This is a genomic window from Halorubrum gandharaense, from assembly GCF_054654575.1.
In genome coordinates this window covers 42,665-58,548 of sequence record NZ_BAAIET010000002.1, presented here as the reverse complement: position 1 = coordinate 58,548, position 15,884 = coordinate 42,665, and the positions used below count along the sequence as shown (strand labels likewise).

The following is a 15,884-nucleotide window of genomic DNA, read 5'->3' as shown; positions in this document are numbered from 1 at the left end:
TCGGGCGGTTCTGTAGAAGAGTTGGTGCGGGGAGCGCGACGGCGAACTCCTCCAACGCCCCAGCCGGCTCCGTATAAGCGAGTTGAGCGGTTTATACGGTGAGCACGACGGCGAACGCCTCCAAAGCCCCAGCCGGCGAGTCCCACCCCGCACCGCCCAGCACCGCACCTCGTACCTCCCCAGCCTCGGCAGACGGCCGCCGGCGGGAAACCGCTCCGCCGGCGACCGCTGCCTCCCTCGCGCGCCGGCGACCGCTGCCTCCCTCGCGCGCCGGCGACCGCTGCCTCCCTCGCGCGCCGGCGAGCGCCCGCTGGCGCTCGCCGGGCGCGCCACGTGGAGAGGTTAAAAAGGGTGCAGCGTTCCCCGCCGCAGGATGCTACTCGACCGAGACGAGCAGCGCGTCGACCGCCTCGGCGAACGTCTCCGGGTCCGTCGCGAGCACGTCGGCAGTCTCCTCGTCGAGCGTCTCCTCGATCACGTCGTCGGCGTCGAGGGCGTCGGAGAGCGACCGGTCGATGGCGTCGCTAATCGGCTCGGTCGGGTAGGCGCCGCCCGAGAGCAGCACGTCGGTGCCGTCGTGCCAGACCGCGAGGCGGGCTTCGAGGTCGATGACGCCCTCGACCGATTCCGTGCCCCCGACCGGCAGCTCCATCTCGCCGTCCAGCGGGAACCGGGCGGTGAAGCGGAAGGCGGTCGCCTCGTGGCCGCTGGCGACCGTCACCTCCTCGGTCTCCTCGAGTTCGACGCTCTCCAGCCCGCTCTCGCGGAGCTGGTCGCGGAACGCGGCCTCCGCGGCCGGCTGGACCTCCTCCATCAGCCGCCCGCGCCCGATCCCGCCGGGCAGCTGGTCGATCGCCGGCCGCATGTCGATCCGGGAGGCGAAAAAGAGGACGGGTGACCCCTCCACGCCGAACGCGTCGGCGAGCGCCTCGGCCACGTCGACGTACTCGTAGAGGTCGGTCCGCTCCAGCGCCCGGATCGTCACCGGTCCGAACGACTCCTCGAACACCACGCCGTCGGACTCCTCCAGCAGCCGCCAGCCGTCGTCGATCCGCTGGTCGACGACCGAGGGCCCCGGCACCGCGCCGTCCCGCGTGCCGAGACAGCCGGCGGTCGCGACGGTGCCGGCCGCCGCGCTCGTCGCCAGCAGGCGGCGTCGTGTCGTGACGGGTCCGGCGTCGGTCGACTCGTCTTGCATGTGGCCACGAACGCCACGGCGCGGTATATCGGTGTCGGCGGTCCCGGCAGGTGTCGACACCCGATACGGAGGGCTTAACAACAACTCGGTGCAACAACCCAGTAATGGACGATTTGACGGACGAACCCGGTAAAGACAGCACGCGACGCCGGTTCCTCGCGGCAACCGGAGCCGTAGGTGCCGTCGGGCTCGCCGGCTGTACCGCGGAGCAGACCGACGACGAGGAGACGCCGACCGAGGCGCCCGACGACGGGGACGAAGACGACGAAAACGGCGCCGACGCCGACACCGAGGAGCCGGAGACGCCGACGCTCACCGTCGCCACCTACAGCACGTTCGTCGACGGCGACTCCCCGCCGGGACCGTGGCTGAAGGAGGCGTTCGAGGAGACGCACGACGCCGAAATCGAGTTCGCCGCCCCCGACAACGGCGTCAACCACTACGTCGAACAGGCGAACGCCGGCGTCGACATCGACGCGGACGTGTACGTCGGCCTCTACCCCGACGACCTCGCGCGGATCGCCGGCGAGACGGACGACCCGCTATTCGAGGCGGGCGGACTCGCAGACGTTGCGGGCGCCGAGGACGTTCGTGAGGGACTCCACTTCGACCCCCACGACCGCGTGGTGCCGACCGCGACCAACTACATCAGCCTCGTGTACGACGGGACGGAGACCGACGCCCCCGAGACGTTCGAGGGCCTCCTCGACGAGGAGCACGCCGGCGACCTGATCACCCAGAACCCCGGCGACTCCACCACCGGCCGGGCGTTCCTGCTCCACACGATCGACGCCTTCGGCGACGACGGCGACGACGACTACCTCGACTACTGGGCCGACCTGCAGGACAACGACGTGCGCGTCCTCGGCTCGTGGGACGACGCCTACGCCGCCTGGGAGGGCGGCGAGGCACCGATGGTCGTCTCCTACTCCACCGACCAGGTGTTCGCGAACATGGAGGGTGCCGACCTCGAGGAGCACCAGATCCGCTTCGTGAACGGCCAGGCGTACGCCAACCCCGAGGGAGCGGCGCTGTTCGCCGACGCCGACGAGCCGGAACTCGCCCGCGAGTTCGTCGAGTTCCTGCTCACGCCGGAGGCACAGGGCCGGATCGCGGAGCTGAACGTCCAGTTCCCCGCGACGGAGACGGCGGACCTCCCCGACGACTACGCCGAGCTGGCCCACGAGCCCGAGGAGGCGGTGACGTTCTCCTACGAGGAGCTGGAGGCGAACCTCGACGAGTGGGTGGAGGACTGGGAACGGCAGTTCGCCGGCAACTAACCCGGCGGCGGCTCGCTCATACCACCCGGCGACTCGAAACCGACGCGCACCGACGCGCACCGACTCCGCGTGGCCAACTGCTAAATCCCTCCTGAACCACCGTTCACCAACTCGTGACCACCGACGACCAGTCCGACCGGAGCGCCCGAACGTCGCGCACGCTCCGTGCGGGCATCGAGCGCCGCGCGCTGCCCATCCTCGCGGCGGCGACGGTCGCCGTCCTGCTGGTCGTCTTCTACTACCCGGTCGCCACCGTGCTCGTCGAGTCGGTGGTCGTCGAGGGCGTGCTCACGCTCGCCATCTTCACGGATATCCTGCGCGACCCCTTCTACTTCGGCGAATTTGCCCGGCTGTTCCGGGGAGAATCGCCGATCGCCGTGGGGCTCGACCTGCTCTCAGCCGACCGCAGGCTGGGGATCGTCGGCTTCACGGCGTATCAGGCGGCGCTCTCGACCCTCGCAAGCGTCGCGCTCGGCGTGCCGCTGGCGTACCTGCTGGCGCGTTTCGAGTTTCGCGGACGCCGGACGCTCCGGTCGCTCACGATCCTCCCCTTTGTCCTTCCCTCCATCATGGTTGCGGTGGGGTTCGTCGCCACCTTCGGCCGGAACGGGACGCTGAACGCCGTCCTGTCGCCGTTCGGATTGGGGCCGGTGGAGCTGCTGTTCACCCTCGAAGCCGTGATCATCGCTCACGCCTTCTACAACGCGCCGCTCGTGGCCCGGGTGACGACGGCGGCCTGGGAGTCGGTGGACGCAGGCGCCGTCGAGACCGCCCGGAGCCTCGGCGCCGGCCCGTTCCGGGCGTTCCGCGACGTGGTCGCCCCGCAGGTGTACCCGGCGGTGTTGATGGGTGCCGCGCTCACCTTCGTGTTCACGTTCGGCACCTTTCCAATCGTGCTCGCACTCGGCGGGTTCCAGCTGGCGACCGTTGAGGTGTTCGTTTACCGGCTGATCCGCAACCTCGACTACGCGGAGGCGGCCGCACTCGCCATCATCGAGCTGGTGATCACGCTCGGCGTGCTCCTTGGCTACCTGCGCTACGAGGCCCGTCACGCCGTGCGCTCGCGGGGCGTCCGACCGCTTCCCCGAAAGCGACTGATTCCCGCGACTCCCTCACCGAAGGCGGTGGCCGAGCGGGTCGGGCTGGCCGCGTACGGCGTCGTCGCGCTGTTCGTCTTCGTCGTCCCCGTCGTCTCGCTCGTCCTCTACAGCGTCACCGGCGGGGACGGCGGGTTCACGCTGGACAACTACCGGTTCCTCCTCGACAGACAGCGGGAGGCCGCCGCGTTTCAGGTGCAGCCGTGGAATGCCGTCCGCAACTCGCTCGTCTTTGCCGCCGGCGCCTTGCTGGTCGCACTGCCGATGGGCGTCGTGGTGGCGGTGTTGACGACCCGGCGCTACCGCGGCCGGAAGCTCGTCGACGTGGTCGCGATGGCCCCGCTGGCGGTGTCGGGGATCATCGTCGGCCTCGGGCTGCTCCGCGGGCTCGTGTTCGGCGTCGAGATCGCCGGCTGGCGGATCACGGTGTCGGGCGCGCTCGCCATCGTCGCCGCACACGCGGTGGCGGCGTACCCGTTCGTCGTCCGCACCGTCGCGCCCGGGCTGGAGGGACTCGACCGGTCGCTGGTGGAGTCCGCGCGGGCGCTCGGCGCCTCCCGGGCGCGCGTCCTGACCGACGTGGAGCTCCCGCTCGTCTGGCCCGGGGTGGTCGCCGGCGCCGCCTTCGTCGTCGCCATCTCGATGGGCGAGTTCTCCGCGACCATCGTGCTCGCCACCGGCGCGGACGCGTACACGATGCCGATCGCCATCGAGCGGTACATCGGCCGGCGGCTCGGCCCGGCGACCGCGATGGGCGTGGTGTTGCTCGTCGTCACAAGCGTCAGTTTCGTGGTGATCGACCGCCTCGGAGGAGAGAGCTATGGACTCTGAGGAGCCCGCGGGTGGCGACGGTCGCTCGGATGCTCCCGACGACCATCCAGACCCCTCCGCCGGCCGCCCCACCACCGGTCGTCCCGACGCCCCCGGCCCGGACGCGCCGGTTGCCGTCGAGCTCGACGGCGTGAGCCGGGTGTACGGGGGGACAACCGCGGTCGACGACGTGAGCCTGCAGGTGCGCGAGGGCGAGTTCTTCACGCTCGTCGGCCCCTCCGGCTGCGGGAAGACGACGACGCTCCGGCTGGTCGCGGGATTCGAGCAACCGGATGCCGGCACGGTGCGGATCGCCGGCGCGGACGCGACGGGCGTCCCGCCCGAGGACCGCAACGTCGGCGTCGTCTTCCAGAACTACGCGCTGTTCCCGCACATGACCGTGGGCGAGAACGTGGGGTACGGGCTCAACTTCGCGGACCCGCCCGGCGGCGTCACCGACGAGGAGCGCGTGACGGAGCTGCTGGAGCTGGTCGACCTCGGCGGGATGGCCGACCGCGACCCGGAGAGTCTCTCGGGCGGACAGCAACAGCGGGTGGCGATGGCGCGCGCGCTGGCGCCCGGCCCGGACGTGCTCCTGCTCGACGAGCCGATGAGCGCGCTCGACGCCCAGCTCCGCGAGCGCCTCCGGATGCAGGTGAAGGCCATTCAAACGGAGCTGGGGATCACCACCATCTACGTCACCCACGACCAGGAGGAGGCGCTCGCCGTCTCCGACCGCGTCGCCGTGATGCGCCAGGGCGCCCCCGAACAGGTCGCCCCGCCGCGGGAGGTGTACCGCCGACCGGCCTCCCGGTTCGTGGCCGAGTTCGTCGGCGACAACAACGTGCTCTCGGGCACCGTCACCTCGGTTTCGACACGGGCCGGTGAGTCGGAAGAAGCCGCATCCGACGAGGCCGGCGGGGGCGGATCTCCAGTAGAAACGAAGGGGGTTGGTGGCGGGTCACACGGGGACGGGGACCCCGGCGTCGTTGCGACCGTCGATGTCGGTGGCGCGTCGCTCAACGTGGGCGTCGATGCGGACCGGGAGGTCGCCGCCGGTGATCAACTGACGTTCTGTGTCCGACCGGAGAATCTCCTTGTCGGTGGTGAAACGGGTGAGCAGGCGAATGCGGCCGCCAACACCCTCACCGCGACCGTCGAGAGCGCGGAGTTCCTCGGGGAGACCACCCGGGTTCACCTCGACTGGGGCGGCCGCGAACTGGTGGTGCGCACGCTCGACCCCCTCGCCGGCGAGGTCGTCGTCCGCTTCGACCCCGCCGACGCGCACGTCGTCGCGGTGGCGTAGTCGGGAGAAAGCACTTGTCCGGAGGCGGTCGAGCAGGGTCCATGGAGCGCCGCACGCTGATCGGCCTCCTCGGCGTCGGAACGCTCGGCGCCGTCGCCGGCTGTGGCGACCGGACCGAGAACGGAGCGGACGGAGAGGAGACCGACAATGGGAACGACGGCGAAACCCCCACCCCGGACACGCCAACGCCCGACCCCACGTACGACCTGTCGTACGTCATCGACAACCGGACCGAGGAGTCGGAGACGGTTACGGTCCGGATCGCGTCGGCCGACGACGAGGTCGCACACGAGCGGAAACACAAATTCGGCCCGGATGCGACCCCAAGCGACGAGGTAACGGTCAACCGAGACGCCGAGTGGGAGCTGACCGCGGAGGCCGACGACGGCCACGGCGACACGCACACGGTGCGGACGGGAGAGGACGACCTGAACGTGGAGATATACGTCAGAAGCGGCCGCATTGAGATCGTGCAGCTTCAGCTGGACTAACGGCGATACTACTGGCCTCCGCTCTCGACGGGAACGGCCCTTTTGAACCCCATCGGAGACAGGTTCTGGTCCAGCCCCGGCCTATACGGGACCCTCGATGAGTGAGATCGGGAGTGAGTATTGCAATCCGTCGCCGGCGGTAGGGTATATAAACCGTCGAGAGTGGCGGTGACGCCTCTTTTATAAACGGGGGCGCGGTGCGGTGGCGCGCCCGGCGAGTGCCCCGCGGGCGTGAGCCGGAGCGCGAGGGAGGTCGGCGGCGGCCGCGGCGGTGCGGTCCCGCGGCCGCCGTCGACCGAGGCTGGGGAGGCGTGAGGTGCGGTTGCCGTGCTGTGCGGGGTGGGACTCAAAGGGGCAGCCGGCTCCGGGAAGACGGGCGACGTAAGCACTCAAAAGGCCGGGCGGTGCTGAGAGGCCTTTTGAGCGCGCAGCGAGCCCCTCGACCGGAGCCGGCTGGGGATTTGCAGGCGGTCCTCACGTGCGCAGAACCAGTAACTCACCAACAAACGCTCTTTATAAACGGAAGACGGAAACATCCACGTCTCGCTTATAAGCGCCTCATCCACTCACGTACAACACCCACTCCCGATCTCGATCACGAAGCAGTCTCGGTCAATCACGTGGGTCACCAATAGTGTCTCTCAAAAAGGGCAGTTCAACGGAGCCACACGAACGGCTTACAACGCCGGCCCCGCTAGGGTGAGCCATGGCCTCGGAGATCTGCCACGTCTGTGGAAAGAAGGTGCGGATCGCCGGCGGTATCGGCGACCTCTGGAACTTCGCGTTCGAGTCGACGCAGGGGATGACGCTCGAACTGGCCGACGGCTCCGAGTTCTTTCTCTGTTTCGACTGCATGGAGAACCTGCCCGGCGACCACGAGCCGACCGCGGAGGACGTGGAAGCACTGAAAGCCGAAACGGAGCCGTACGAGGACGACGGCAACCACTTCTGGCACTGGCGGTAGGTCGCCGGCGACCTCAGGGTCGCCGGCGCAGCCGTCCAGGCCGGCGTCCGCCCCTTCCTCCGCGCCGTTTAAACCGCCGAACCGTCTATCGGTGACGTAATGAGCGACTCGCGAGAGTTCTGTCCCCGCTGTGGCGACGCCGTCCCCGAGCGGCGCGAGCCGCTGCCGGGCGAGCCCCGGGGGCGGGACGCGCTGTTGTGTGACGACTGCTACTTTGCGGATTTCGAGCTGGTCGACGCGCCCGACCGCATCGAGGTGTTGGTGTGTTCGGGCTGTGGCGCCGTCCATCGCGGCGAATCCTGGCGCGACGTGGGCGCCCGCGACTACACCGACGTGGCGGTCGACGAGGTGGCGGAGACGCTCGGCGTCCACGTCGACGCCGACGACGTGGAGTGGGGCGTCGAGCCCGAGCAGATCGACGAGAACTCGATCCGGATGCACTGCCGATTCTCGGGCGTCGTGCGCGGCACCCTCCGGTCACAGGAGGTAATGGTGCCTGTAAGCGTGGCACGCGGCACCTGCGACCGATGCGGGCGCATCGCCGGCGGGTACTACGCCGGGACCGTCCAGGTTCGGGCGGACGACCGGACGATCACCGCCGAGGAGCGCGCGGAGGCAATCGAGATCACGGAGTCGTACGTGGCGAAACAGGAGGGGAAAGGCGACCGTGAGGCGTTCATCACGGAGATCAAGGAGACCGACGACGGCCCGAACGTGAAGCTTTCCTCGAACAAGCTGGCCCAGAACGTGGCGACCCGGATCACCGAACAGCTCGGCGGGAGCTTCGAGTCGTACCCGACGCTGGCCACGGAGGACAGCGACGGCAACGAGGTGTACCGGGTGACGTTCGCGGTCCGCCTTCCCCGATACGCCACGGACGAGGTGATCGACCCGAACGACGGCGACGGGCCGGTGCTCGTCACGAGCGTCTCCGGCCGGTTACAGGGCGTCCGGCTGGCGACCGGCGAGCCGTACACCTCGGAGTTCGAGGAGGGCGACGCGCCGGACGCCGACCGGCTCGGCACGCGCGACGACGCCGTCGAGACGACGGTCGTCACCGTGGAGGACGAGAACGCGGTCCAGATCCTCGACCCGGAGACGTACGAGGCCAAGACGGTGCCGAAACCGGACTACTTTGAGGACGGCGCCGACACCGTGCTCGCGTTCAAACACCGCGGCGACGTGTACGTGATGCCGGCGGGCGACGCGGAGCTCGCCGCCTAACGGCGGGAGATTTCGGGACGCAACTGGCGAAGACGCGAGAGAGAGGCGCTCGCCGACGAGGGCGCCGCTCGGCGGGAGAAGCGAACGGAAAACGGGCGGACGGTGGTCGTGTGGTCGGAGTCGGGTCCGTGTCGGTGCCGGCGCCGTCAGTCCGCGCGGGCGGGCTGGCCGCCGCCGAGCGCGGCGGCGCGCTCGGACTCGGTGACCTCGATGCCGCGCTTCTCCAGCTGCTCGATGAACTCCTCCTCGCTGAGCCCCGCCTGTTTCGCGGCCTGGGACAGCGTCAGCGTTCGCGCACCGTACAGCGTCAGCGCACTCGACAGCCCGTTCGTTGCCATACTCACCCGTCCGACGTGGAAGATAATGAAGGTTGCCAATTCTTAGAGGGCCCTGATACACCTTATATGCTATTAAGTAGCACGCCTTGGGCGTACGTCCAATTAAGGCAAGGGGGTGAGACTGATTTTTCTCGGTATGTGAACCACCGACGATGCCACCCCGCAGGAATTATACCGTTCGATGGCTCAGATGGATTATGGACCGACAGAAGTTCTTCGCGCTGTTCTTCGCGTTCCTCATGGTCAGTTCCATGGTCGCGTGGGGCGTCACCGCGCTGTAAGCGTGGTTACGCCTCGGAAAACTCGCGCTTCGTAGCGGGAGCGCTACCGAGCGTGGGCGCTCGTTCGGGGCGATGTCGTCAGCCGTCGCCCCACACGTCCGAGAGCGGGTGGTCCTTGCGGCGGTCGGCGTCAGCCTCCGATCGGGTGCGGGTCGAGCCGCCGGAGGTGCCGGAGCCGTCCGAACCGCCGGCGCTTGAAGAGGTACCGTGAGCGCCGGAACCGCCCGAATCGCTTCCGCCACCCGACGAGCCAAGCGAGGACGATCCCCCTGTGGCGCCGCGGGCGCGACCGGCGCGCCCCGGGCCGGACGAGTCGGCGTCGATGCCGGCGAGCGCGGCGGACGGGTCGAAGTCGGGAAGCGAGGGCGACGACATCGCCTCGATCTGGTCACGGAACCACGGCGGGGTGTCGGCTTTGGCGCGCTCGAACAGGTCGAGCAGGGAGTCGTCGGCGAGGTAGGTGGCGCCGTAGTCGTCGGGCGCACGCACGACCCGGCCACACGCCTGGATGACGGTGCGGAGCGCGGCGCGGTGGTACCACGGCCACTGACCCTCCTCCAGCCGACGGGCAACCCGCGAGTCGTTGGTGTTGAGGTACGGCGCCTTGCAGACGACCTGCCAGCGGCAGAGATCGCCGTTCAGGTCGAGCGCCTCCTCCATCTTCACCGAGACGAACACCTCGGGGTCGTCGGTGGCCTTCCACGTCTCCAGCTCCGCGTCGCGGCTCTCCTTCGTGTGCCGGCGGACGCGGGCGGCGACGCCGAACTCGCCCAGTTTCTCGACGAGGCGGTCAGCGATCGCGTACGAGTGGGCGTGTATCAGCCCCTTCTCGTCGGGGTGTTCGGCCATCAGCCGGACGATCAGCCGGGCGATCTTCGGCACCGTCTCGTCGCGGTGCTCGTACGTCATCGACCCCTGGGTCACGTCGTAGAGGGGGCGGTGTTCGAGCGGGAACGTGTGTTCGACGTCGACGAGCGCGACGTTCTCCGGGCGGAGCCCGACGCCGCGACAGAACGCCTCCTTCGAGAGGATGGTCGCCGACAGCAGCGCGAACTTGTTGCCACGGTCCCAGACGGTGTGTTTGAGGTAGCGCGCGGGGTCGAGCGGCTTGATCGTGATCGCAGTCCCCTCGCCGCCGGGCTGGTCGACGACCCACGTGGTCGGGGAGTCGAGGTCGCGGTAGTCCTCCAGAAACCAGCTCAGCTCGGAGATCAGCTCCTGCAGCCGGTCGCGGCGAGCCACCTCCTCGGGTTCGAGCTCGGGACGGCCGACGAGCTCGTCTTTCGCCCGTTTGGCGACGCCCTGCAGCGTCTCGACGAACCGGGCGGTGCGGTCGATCGGGTCCTCCTCGGCGCCGGCGTCGGCGTGTACGTCGGGGACGCCCACGTCGTCCCAGACGGGGACGCGTTCGGGCGAGAGCTCGACGGTCGCGTACATTTCGGCCCACTCCGCAAGCCCGTGTGCCTCGTCGATCACGACCACGTCCCGCTTGCGGAACACCTCCGAGCCGGCGGTCTGCATGAAGTACGCCAGCGTCATCGCCGCAAAGCGGTTCGCGGAGGCGATGGCGCGGTCCGAGAAGTACGGGCAGCGGTGTTTGACGGTGCAGTCGAAGCCGCGCTGGCGGACGCAGGGCGCGCGGTTCACCGGCGTGTCGTGTTCGCCGGGGAGGATGCAGTCGTAGTTCGATTTCCCCCGGATCACGTTGAGGTCCTCCAGCAGGTCGTCGGTCGCCACGTCGTCGAGCTGGGAGACCTGCGGCGTCGTGTAGTAGGCGTCGATCGCCTCGCTGGGGGCGGCGTCCTCGACCCGGTGGGCGGCGCCCATCACGGCGCGCGCGAGCAGGGACTTGCCGCTGCCGGTGGGTGCGCGCACGAGCACGACGTCGTTGCCGGCCGCGAAGGCGTCGCGAATGTCCGCAAGCGCCTGTTCCTGAGCGCCGCGGTGTTCGGGGGCGGGGAACTCCGCGGGGATCCGGTCGGGGTCCACATCCGTGCCTGGTGCGCTATTGGCCTAAAGGGCTCGGAGTGCGTGAGCGACTGAAGGGAGCTCACGGTAAGACGAGCGGTGAAACCGCGAGTCCGCGGTGTGCGTGGCCGACCGGAGGGAGGCCACGTCAAGACGAGCGTGGCGAGGGCGACCGGAAGGAGCCCTCGAAAAGCGAACGGCGAAGCCGTGAGCGGCGTAGCCGCGAGTCCGCGCTGTGCGCGGTGACCGCACCTACGGCGCCCGCCGGCGCCGCCCGCCCCTCAAAAGAGGAGCGCGGCGATCCTGTCGCCGTACGCCAGCAGGGCGCCCGTCCAGACGAAAAACAGGGCGATCCAGAGCGGGCCGATCACCTTCAGGTCCCGTCCGAACTCCTCGTCATTCACGTCACCGGTGGTGTGGGAGGTGAAGCTCATACGGGCGTCTGTAGCCGCTCTATCAGCCAGTCGCTAACTCTTCATTGTTCGGGGCTTGAAAAAGGACCGCGAAGAAACGAACAACCGCCCGATCGTTTATGGGAGTGCGGCGGCACTACCGAGCATGGACTGGCAGGAGGCGGAACGGGAGTTCGAGGACGCCGCAGTGGCGCGGGAGACGCTCCCGCAAACGTTCGAGCACACCGTCGAGCGCAACGCCGACCGGATCGCCCAGCGGTATAAGGGCGGCATCCACGACCGGTCGCTGGTGTCGGCCGGCGTGCTCGATCCCGCGCCGGCGGGCGACTACGCCGACGCGACCTACGCCGAGATGGGCGATATCGTCCGGAACCTCGCGGCGGGGCTGCGCGAGCTCGGCATCGAGGCGGACACCCGCCTCGCCATCTACGCGCACACCCGGATGGAGTGGGCGCAGACGGACTTCGCGGCGCTGGCTGCGGGCGCCGTCGTCACGACGGTGTACCCCTCCTCCTCGCGGTCGCAGCTGGCGTACCTGCTCGAAGACCCCGAGGCGACCGTCGTCGTTGCGGAGCATCGCGAGCTGGTCGACGAGGTGCTGGCGGTGCGCGACGAGCTCGACCACGAGCTCGACGCCGTCGTCTCGATCGACGACCTGCCCGCCGGCGAGTACCCCGACGACGTGTACACGCTCGGGGAGGTCCACGAACTCGGCGCCGAGGCGTTCGACGCCGACGCCTACGAGTCGTGGGTGGAGGCGACCGACGTCGACGACCTCGCGAGCCTCATCTACACCTCGGGGACGACCGGGCGGCCGAAGGGGGTCCGGCTCACTCACTCCAACTTCCGCGAGAACGTCACCCAGTGTTACCGGCGATTCGCGGACCGGCCGGACCGCGACCCCGACGTACCGGGCATCTCCGCGGAGTCCACCACGCTCTCCTTCCTCCCGCTCGCACACGTCTTCGAGCGCATGGCGGGCCACTACATGATGTTCGCCGCCGGCGCCACCGTCGCGTACGCCGAGAACCCGGACACGCTCCGGGAGGACTTCGGACTGGTGAACCCGACGACGACGACGAGCGTCCCCCGCGTCTACGAGAAGCTGTACGACGCGATCCGTGAGCAGGCCGGCGAGTCGCCGGTGACGGAGGCGATCTTCAACTGGGCAGTCGAGGTGGGAAAAGAGCACCACGAGGCGGAGAATCCGGGCTTCATCCTCGACAAGAAGCGTGCGCTGGCGGACAAGCTCGTCTTCTCGAACGTCCGCGAGGCGATCGGCGGCAACATCGACTTTTTCATCTCCGGTGGCGGCTCGCTGTCCGCCGAGCTGTGCGCGCTCTACCACGCGATGGACCTCCCGATTCTGGAGGGGTACGGGCTCACCGAGACCTCGCCAGTCATCGCCGTCAACCCGCCGGAGGCGCCGCAGGTGGGCACCATCGGCCCGCCGGTCGTCGACACGGAGATCGCGATCGACGACGCGGTCGTCGGCGAGGAGGTCGCCGACCTCGAGGGCGACGTGGGCGAGCTCCTCGTGCGCGGCCCGCAGGTGACCGACGGCTACTGGAACAAGCCGGATGCCACCGAGGAGGCGTTCACCGCGCCCGACGAGCTTCCGGACTCCGTCGTCACCGCCGGCACCCCGCCCGCCGAGCGCGGCGGCGACCCGGACGAGCCGTGGTTCCACACCGGCGACATCGTCCAGCTTCGGCCGGACGGCTACATCGCGTTCCGCGAGCGCGCCAAACAGCTGCTCGTGCTCTCGACCGGCAAGAACGTCGCGCCCGGCCCGATCGAGGACCGGTTCGCGGCCAACGAGTTCGTCGAGCAGTGCATCGTGCTCGGCGACTCCCGAAAGTTCGTCTCCGCACTCATCGTCCCGAACTTCGCCCGTGTGGCCGAGTGGGCCGAGGGGCGCGGCTTCGATCTTCCGGACGACGAACAGGCAATCTGCCGCGACGAGCGCGTCCGTGACCGGTTCCAGGAGGAAGTCGACCGCGTCAACGAGGAGTTCGAGACGTACGAGCAGATCAAGCAGTTCCGGCTCGTTCCCGAGGAGTTCTCCGAGGAGAACGACCTGCTCACCCCGACGATGAAAAAGAAGCGCCGCAACATCCTGGAGCGGTTTGCCGACGAGATCGAGATGATCTACGAGTCGCCCGACGGGAGCGACGTCGACGACTGAACGACGAAGGCGATTCAGTCGGCTCTTTTTCCGTGGTTGGTGCGGGGAGTACGACGGCGGACGCCGCCAGAGCCCCAGTCGACTCCTTATAAGCGAGTTGAGCGGTTTACGGAGTGAGAACGACGTCGAACACCTCCGAAGCCCCAGCCTGCTCCGGTCGAGGGTCTCGCTGCGCGCTCAAAAGGCCTCTCCGCACCACCCGGCCTTTTGAGTGCTTGCGTCGCCCGTCTTCCCGGAGCCGGCTGCCCCTTCGAGTCCCACCCCGCTCCGCACAGCACCGCACCTCACACCTCCCCAGCCTCGTCGTCGCCTGCGGCGACGACTCCCTCGCGCGCCGCCGAGCGCCCAGCGGGCGCTCGCCGGGCGCGCCACAGCCACTCAAAAGGGGCGTAGCTGCATTGCTAGCCGAAATCTCACTTATAAACCCGACACGAATCAGGGTGGACCTTTATCGTGTTTCCGCCGGATCGGTGGCGTATGAGACACGCGAAAGGGGAGCTGTTGCGGGTCGACCTGACGGAGCGCACCGCCACGACGGAGCCGGTCGCCGAGGTTGCCGAGGAGTTCGTTGGCGGGCGCGGGCTCAACACCCGGCTGGCGTACGACCGGATCCCGTTCGACGCCGACCCGCTCGGGCCGGAGAACCGCCTCTACTTCTCGACGGGGCCGATGCAGTACTCGACCACGTCGTACACCGGTCGAATGTCGGCGACGGGCGTGTCGCCGCTGACGGACGGCCTGCTGTCGTCGAACGCCGGCGGGTTCCTCTCGCGGAACTTCACCGGCGCGGGGTACGCGGTCGTCGAGCTCGTCGGCGCGAGCGACGAACTGCTGGCGGTCCACGTCCGCGAGCCGGACGCGGACGGCACGCCGAACGTCGAGTTCGAGGAAGTGCCCGACCTCGCTGAGGCGGAGGTGTCGGCCGTCTCCGACAGATTCGCGGAGAGCCACGACCTCGACGCCGAGAACCTCGCCTGCATCGGGCCGGCCGGCGAGAACGGCGTGCGGTTCGCGTCGATCATGACCTCCGACACGCGCGCGTTCGGGCGTGGCGGGCTCGGCGCCGTGCTCGGCGCCAAAGGCGTGAAGGCGCTCTCGTTCGACGGCGACGCGGACGCCGACGTGGACATCGAGTGGCCCGACGACGCCGGCGAGATCCACCGCGAGGCCGCCACCGCCGACGACATCATGAAACGCCAGGGCACGGCGAGCGTGACGGAGCTCGCCAACGAGGTCGGAGCGCTCCCCTCCTACTACTTCTCGGAGCAGTCCTTCGAGGGCGCCGAGGGGATCTCCGGCGACCGCGTCGAGGAGAAGAAGTACAAGAAGGGCACCTGCTCGCAGTGTGCGTTCGCCTGCAAGCTCCCGACCCGCGACGAGGAGCGCGGGATCGAGACGGAGGGGCCGGAGTTCGAGACGGTGATGGCGTTCGGCTCGAACGCCGGCGTCGACGACATCGTCGACGTGATGCAGGCAAACGAGCTGTGTGACGAGCTCGGGATGGACACCATCTCCTGTGGCGACGTGGTGTCGATGTTCTTAGAAAGCGAAGACGAGTTCGGCAACGCCGACCTCGTCCACTCGGTCGTCGAGCAGATCGCCTACCGCGAGGGCGTCGGCGACAAGCTCGCGGAGGGTGTCCACCGCGCCAGCGAGGAGTTCGGCGCCGAGGACTGGACCGTCAAGGGAATGCCGTTCTCGGGCCACGACGGCCGGAAACTCAACGGACAGGGGCTCGGGTTCGCCACGGCGAACCGCGGCGCCGACCACATGTACGGCGAGTTCTACCCCTACGAGTACCCGCTCGTGGACAAAGACCAGGCGCTCGACCCCGCGGGCCTCGACGGCAAGCCCCCGCTGCTGGTGACAAAGGAGAACCGCAACGCGGTGCTCGACTCCGCCGTCGTCTGCAAGTTCTCGCGGGGAACCGTCACCGACGACCACCTCGCAACCCTGCTCGACGCCGACTACGACGACCTGCTGGCGATCGGCGGGCGGATCGTCGAGCTGGAGCGCGCGTTCAACAACGCCCGCGGCTTCGACCGCGGCGACGACACGCTCCCCTACGAGGACCAGATCCCGGGCTTCGAGGCCGGCCTCTCCGAGTACTACGAGCTCCGCGGCTGGAACGACGACGGCACCGTCCCCGGCTACGAGGCGGGCGACGTGCCCGCGGTCGCCGACGACTGAGCGCCGCCGGCCGCCGTCGACCGCCATCGACCGTCGCCGACCGCCATCGACCGTCGCCGACCACCCACCGCCGCCGACCACCCACCGCCGCCGACCGCCGTCGACCACCGCCGACCGCCCACCGCCATCGAGCGAC

12 protein-coding genes are annotated in these 15,884 nt (G+C 69.1%); 8 read left to right on the top strand and 4 right to left on the bottom strand.

Going from position 1 to position 15,884, the window contains the following annotated elements; translation table 11 throughout:
• Positions 1 to 376: 376 nt before the first annotated feature.
• Complete coding sequence (locus ACYQ07_RS09325; protein WP_459880481.1) at positions 377 to 1,198, bottom strand: DUF6517 family protein; 822 nt, start codon at positions 1,196 to 1,198, stop codon at positions 377 to 379.
• A gap of 104 nt (positions 1,199 to 1,302) precedes the next feature.
• Between ACYQ07_RS09325 and ACYQ07_RS09320 the strand changes: the two genes are divergently transcribed.
• From ACYQ07_RS09320 to ACYQ07_RS09295, 6 genes are all read left to right on the top strand, one after another.
• Positions 1,303 to 2,478, top strand: coding sequence for a thiamine ABC transporter substrate-binding protein (locus ACYQ07_RS09320; protein ID WP_459880478.1), 1,176 nt, complete (start codon positions 1,303 to 1,305; stop codon positions 2,476 to 2,478).
• Between the two features lie 113 nt (positions 2,479 to 2,591).
• Positions 2,592 to 4,406, top strand: coding sequence for an ABC transporter permease (locus ACYQ07_RS09315; protein ID WP_459880475.1), 1,815 nt, complete (start codon positions 2,592 to 2,594; stop codon positions 4,404 to 4,406).
• Positions 4,396 to 5,691 carry an ABC transporter ATP-binding protein gene (locus ACYQ07_RS09310; RefSeq protein WP_459880472.1) on the top strand — a complete coding sequence of 432 codons (1,296 nt, stop codon included), beginning with the start codon at positions 4,396 to 4,398 and terminating at the stop codon, positions 5,689 to 5,691. Before ACYQ07_RS09315 ends, ACYQ07_RS09310 begins: the two co-directional genes overlap by 11 nt.
• A gap of 41 nt (positions 5,692 to 5,732) precedes the next feature.
• Positions 5,733 to 6,182 carry an Ig-like domain-containing protein gene (locus ACYQ07_RS09305; protein WP_459880469.1) on the top strand — a complete coding sequence of 150 codons (450 nt, stop codon included), beginning with the start codon at positions 5,733 to 5,735 and terminating at the stop codon, positions 6,180 to 6,182.
• Between the two features lie 706 nt (positions 6,183 to 6,888).
• On the top strand, positions 6,889 to 7,146 hold the full coding sequence (locus ACYQ07_RS09300; protein WP_459880466.1) for a DUF7561 family protein: 258 nt from the start codon (positions 6,889 to 6,891) through the stop codon (positions 7,144 to 7,146).
• Positions 7,147 to 7,245: 99 nt separating this feature from the next.
• Complete coding sequence (locus tag ACYQ07_RS09295) at positions 7,246 to 8,370, top strand: 60S ribosomal export protein NMD3 (protein WP_459880464.1); 1,125 nt, start codon at positions 7,246 to 7,248, stop codon at positions 8,368 to 8,370.
• 146 nt (positions 8,371 to 8,516) lie between these two features.
• Here the strand turns inward: ACYQ07_RS09295 and ACYQ07_RS09290 are convergent, their stop codons facing one another.
• The 3 genes from ACYQ07_RS09290 to ACYQ07_RS09280 form a co-directional block, all read right to left on the bottom strand.
• Entirely contained in the window at positions 8,517 to 8,708 is a 192-nt protein-coding gene (locus ACYQ07_RS09290; RefSeq protein ID WP_459880461.1) for a DUF7317 family protein, read from the bottom strand.
• A 359-nt stretch (positions 8,709 to 9,067) separates the two neighbouring features.
• On the bottom strand, positions 9,068 to 10,978 hold the full coding sequence (locus ACYQ07_RS09285) for a helicase C-terminal domain-containing protein (RefSeq protein WP_459880459.1): 1,911 nt from the start codon (positions 10,976 to 10,978) through the stop codon (positions 9,068 to 9,070).
• 260 nt (positions 10,979 to 11,238) lie between these two features.
• Entirely contained in the window at positions 11,239 to 11,391 is a 153-nt protein-coding gene (locus ACYQ07_RS09280; protein ID WP_459880456.1) for a hypothetical protein, read from the bottom strand.
• A 124-nt stretch (positions 11,392 to 11,515) separates the two neighbouring features.
• On the opposite strand from ACYQ07_RS09280, the gene ACYQ07_RS09275 reads away from it, so the two are divergent.
• Positions 11,516 to 13,558 carry an AMP-dependent synthetase/ligase gene (locus tag ACYQ07_RS09275; RefSeq protein ID WP_459880453.1) on the top strand — a complete coding sequence of 681 codons (2,043 nt, stop codon included), beginning with the start codon at positions 11,516 to 11,518 and terminating at the stop codon, positions 13,556 to 13,558.
• A gap of 477 nt (positions 13,559 to 14,035) precedes the next feature.
• Complete coding sequence (locus tag ACYQ07_RS09270; RefSeq protein ID WP_459880450.1) at positions 14,036 to 15,748, top strand: aldehyde ferredoxin oxidoreductase family protein; 1,713 nt, start codon at positions 14,036 to 14,038, stop codon at positions 15,746 to 15,748.
• The last annotated feature ends 136 nt before the right edge of the window (positions 15,749 to 15,884 follow it).

Excerpts from the sequence above, each read along its gene's own strand:
- ACYQ07_RS09270 (WP_459880450.1), top strand. The coding sequence starts at position 14,036 with ATGAGACACGCGAAAGGGGAGCTGTTGCGGGTCGACCTGACGGAGCGC.
- ACYQ07_RS09300 (WP_459880466.1), top strand. The coding sequence starts at position 6,889 with ATGGCCTCGGAGATCTGCCACGTCTGTGGAAAGAAGGTGCGGATCGCC.
- ACYQ07_RS09305 (WP_459880469.1), top strand. The coding sequence starts at position 5,733 with ATGGAGCGCCGCACGCTGATCGGCCTCCTCGGCGTCGGAACGCTCGGC.
- ACYQ07_RS09290 (WP_459880461.1), bottom strand. The coding sequence starts at position 8,708 with ATGGCAACGAACGGGCTGTCGAGTGCGCTGACGCTGTACGGTGCGCGA.
- ACYQ07_RS09280 (WP_459880456.1), bottom strand. The coding sequence starts at position 11,391 with ATGAGCTTCACCTCCCACACCACCGGTGACGTGAATGACGAGGAGTTC.
- ACYQ07_RS09295 (WP_459880464.1), top strand. The coding sequence starts at position 7,246 with ATGAGCGACTCGCGAGAGTTCTGTCCCCGCTGTGGCGACGCCGTCCCC.
- ACYQ07_RS09320 (WP_459880478.1), top strand. The coding sequence starts at position 1,303 with ATGGACGATTTGACGGACGAACCCGGTAAAGACAGCACGCGACGCCGG.
- ACYQ07_RS09310 (WP_459880472.1), top strand. The coding sequence starts at position 4,396 with ATGGACTCTGAGGAGCCCGCGGGTGGCGACGGTCGCTCGGATGCTCCC.
- ACYQ07_RS09325 (WP_459880481.1), bottom strand. The coding sequence starts at position 1,198 with ATGCAAGACGAGTCGACCGACGCCGGACCCGTCACGACACGACGCCGC.
- ACYQ07_RS09275 (WP_459880453.1), top strand. The coding sequence starts at position 11,516 with ATGGACTGGCAGGAGGCGGAACGGGAGTTCGAGGACGCCGCAGTGGCG.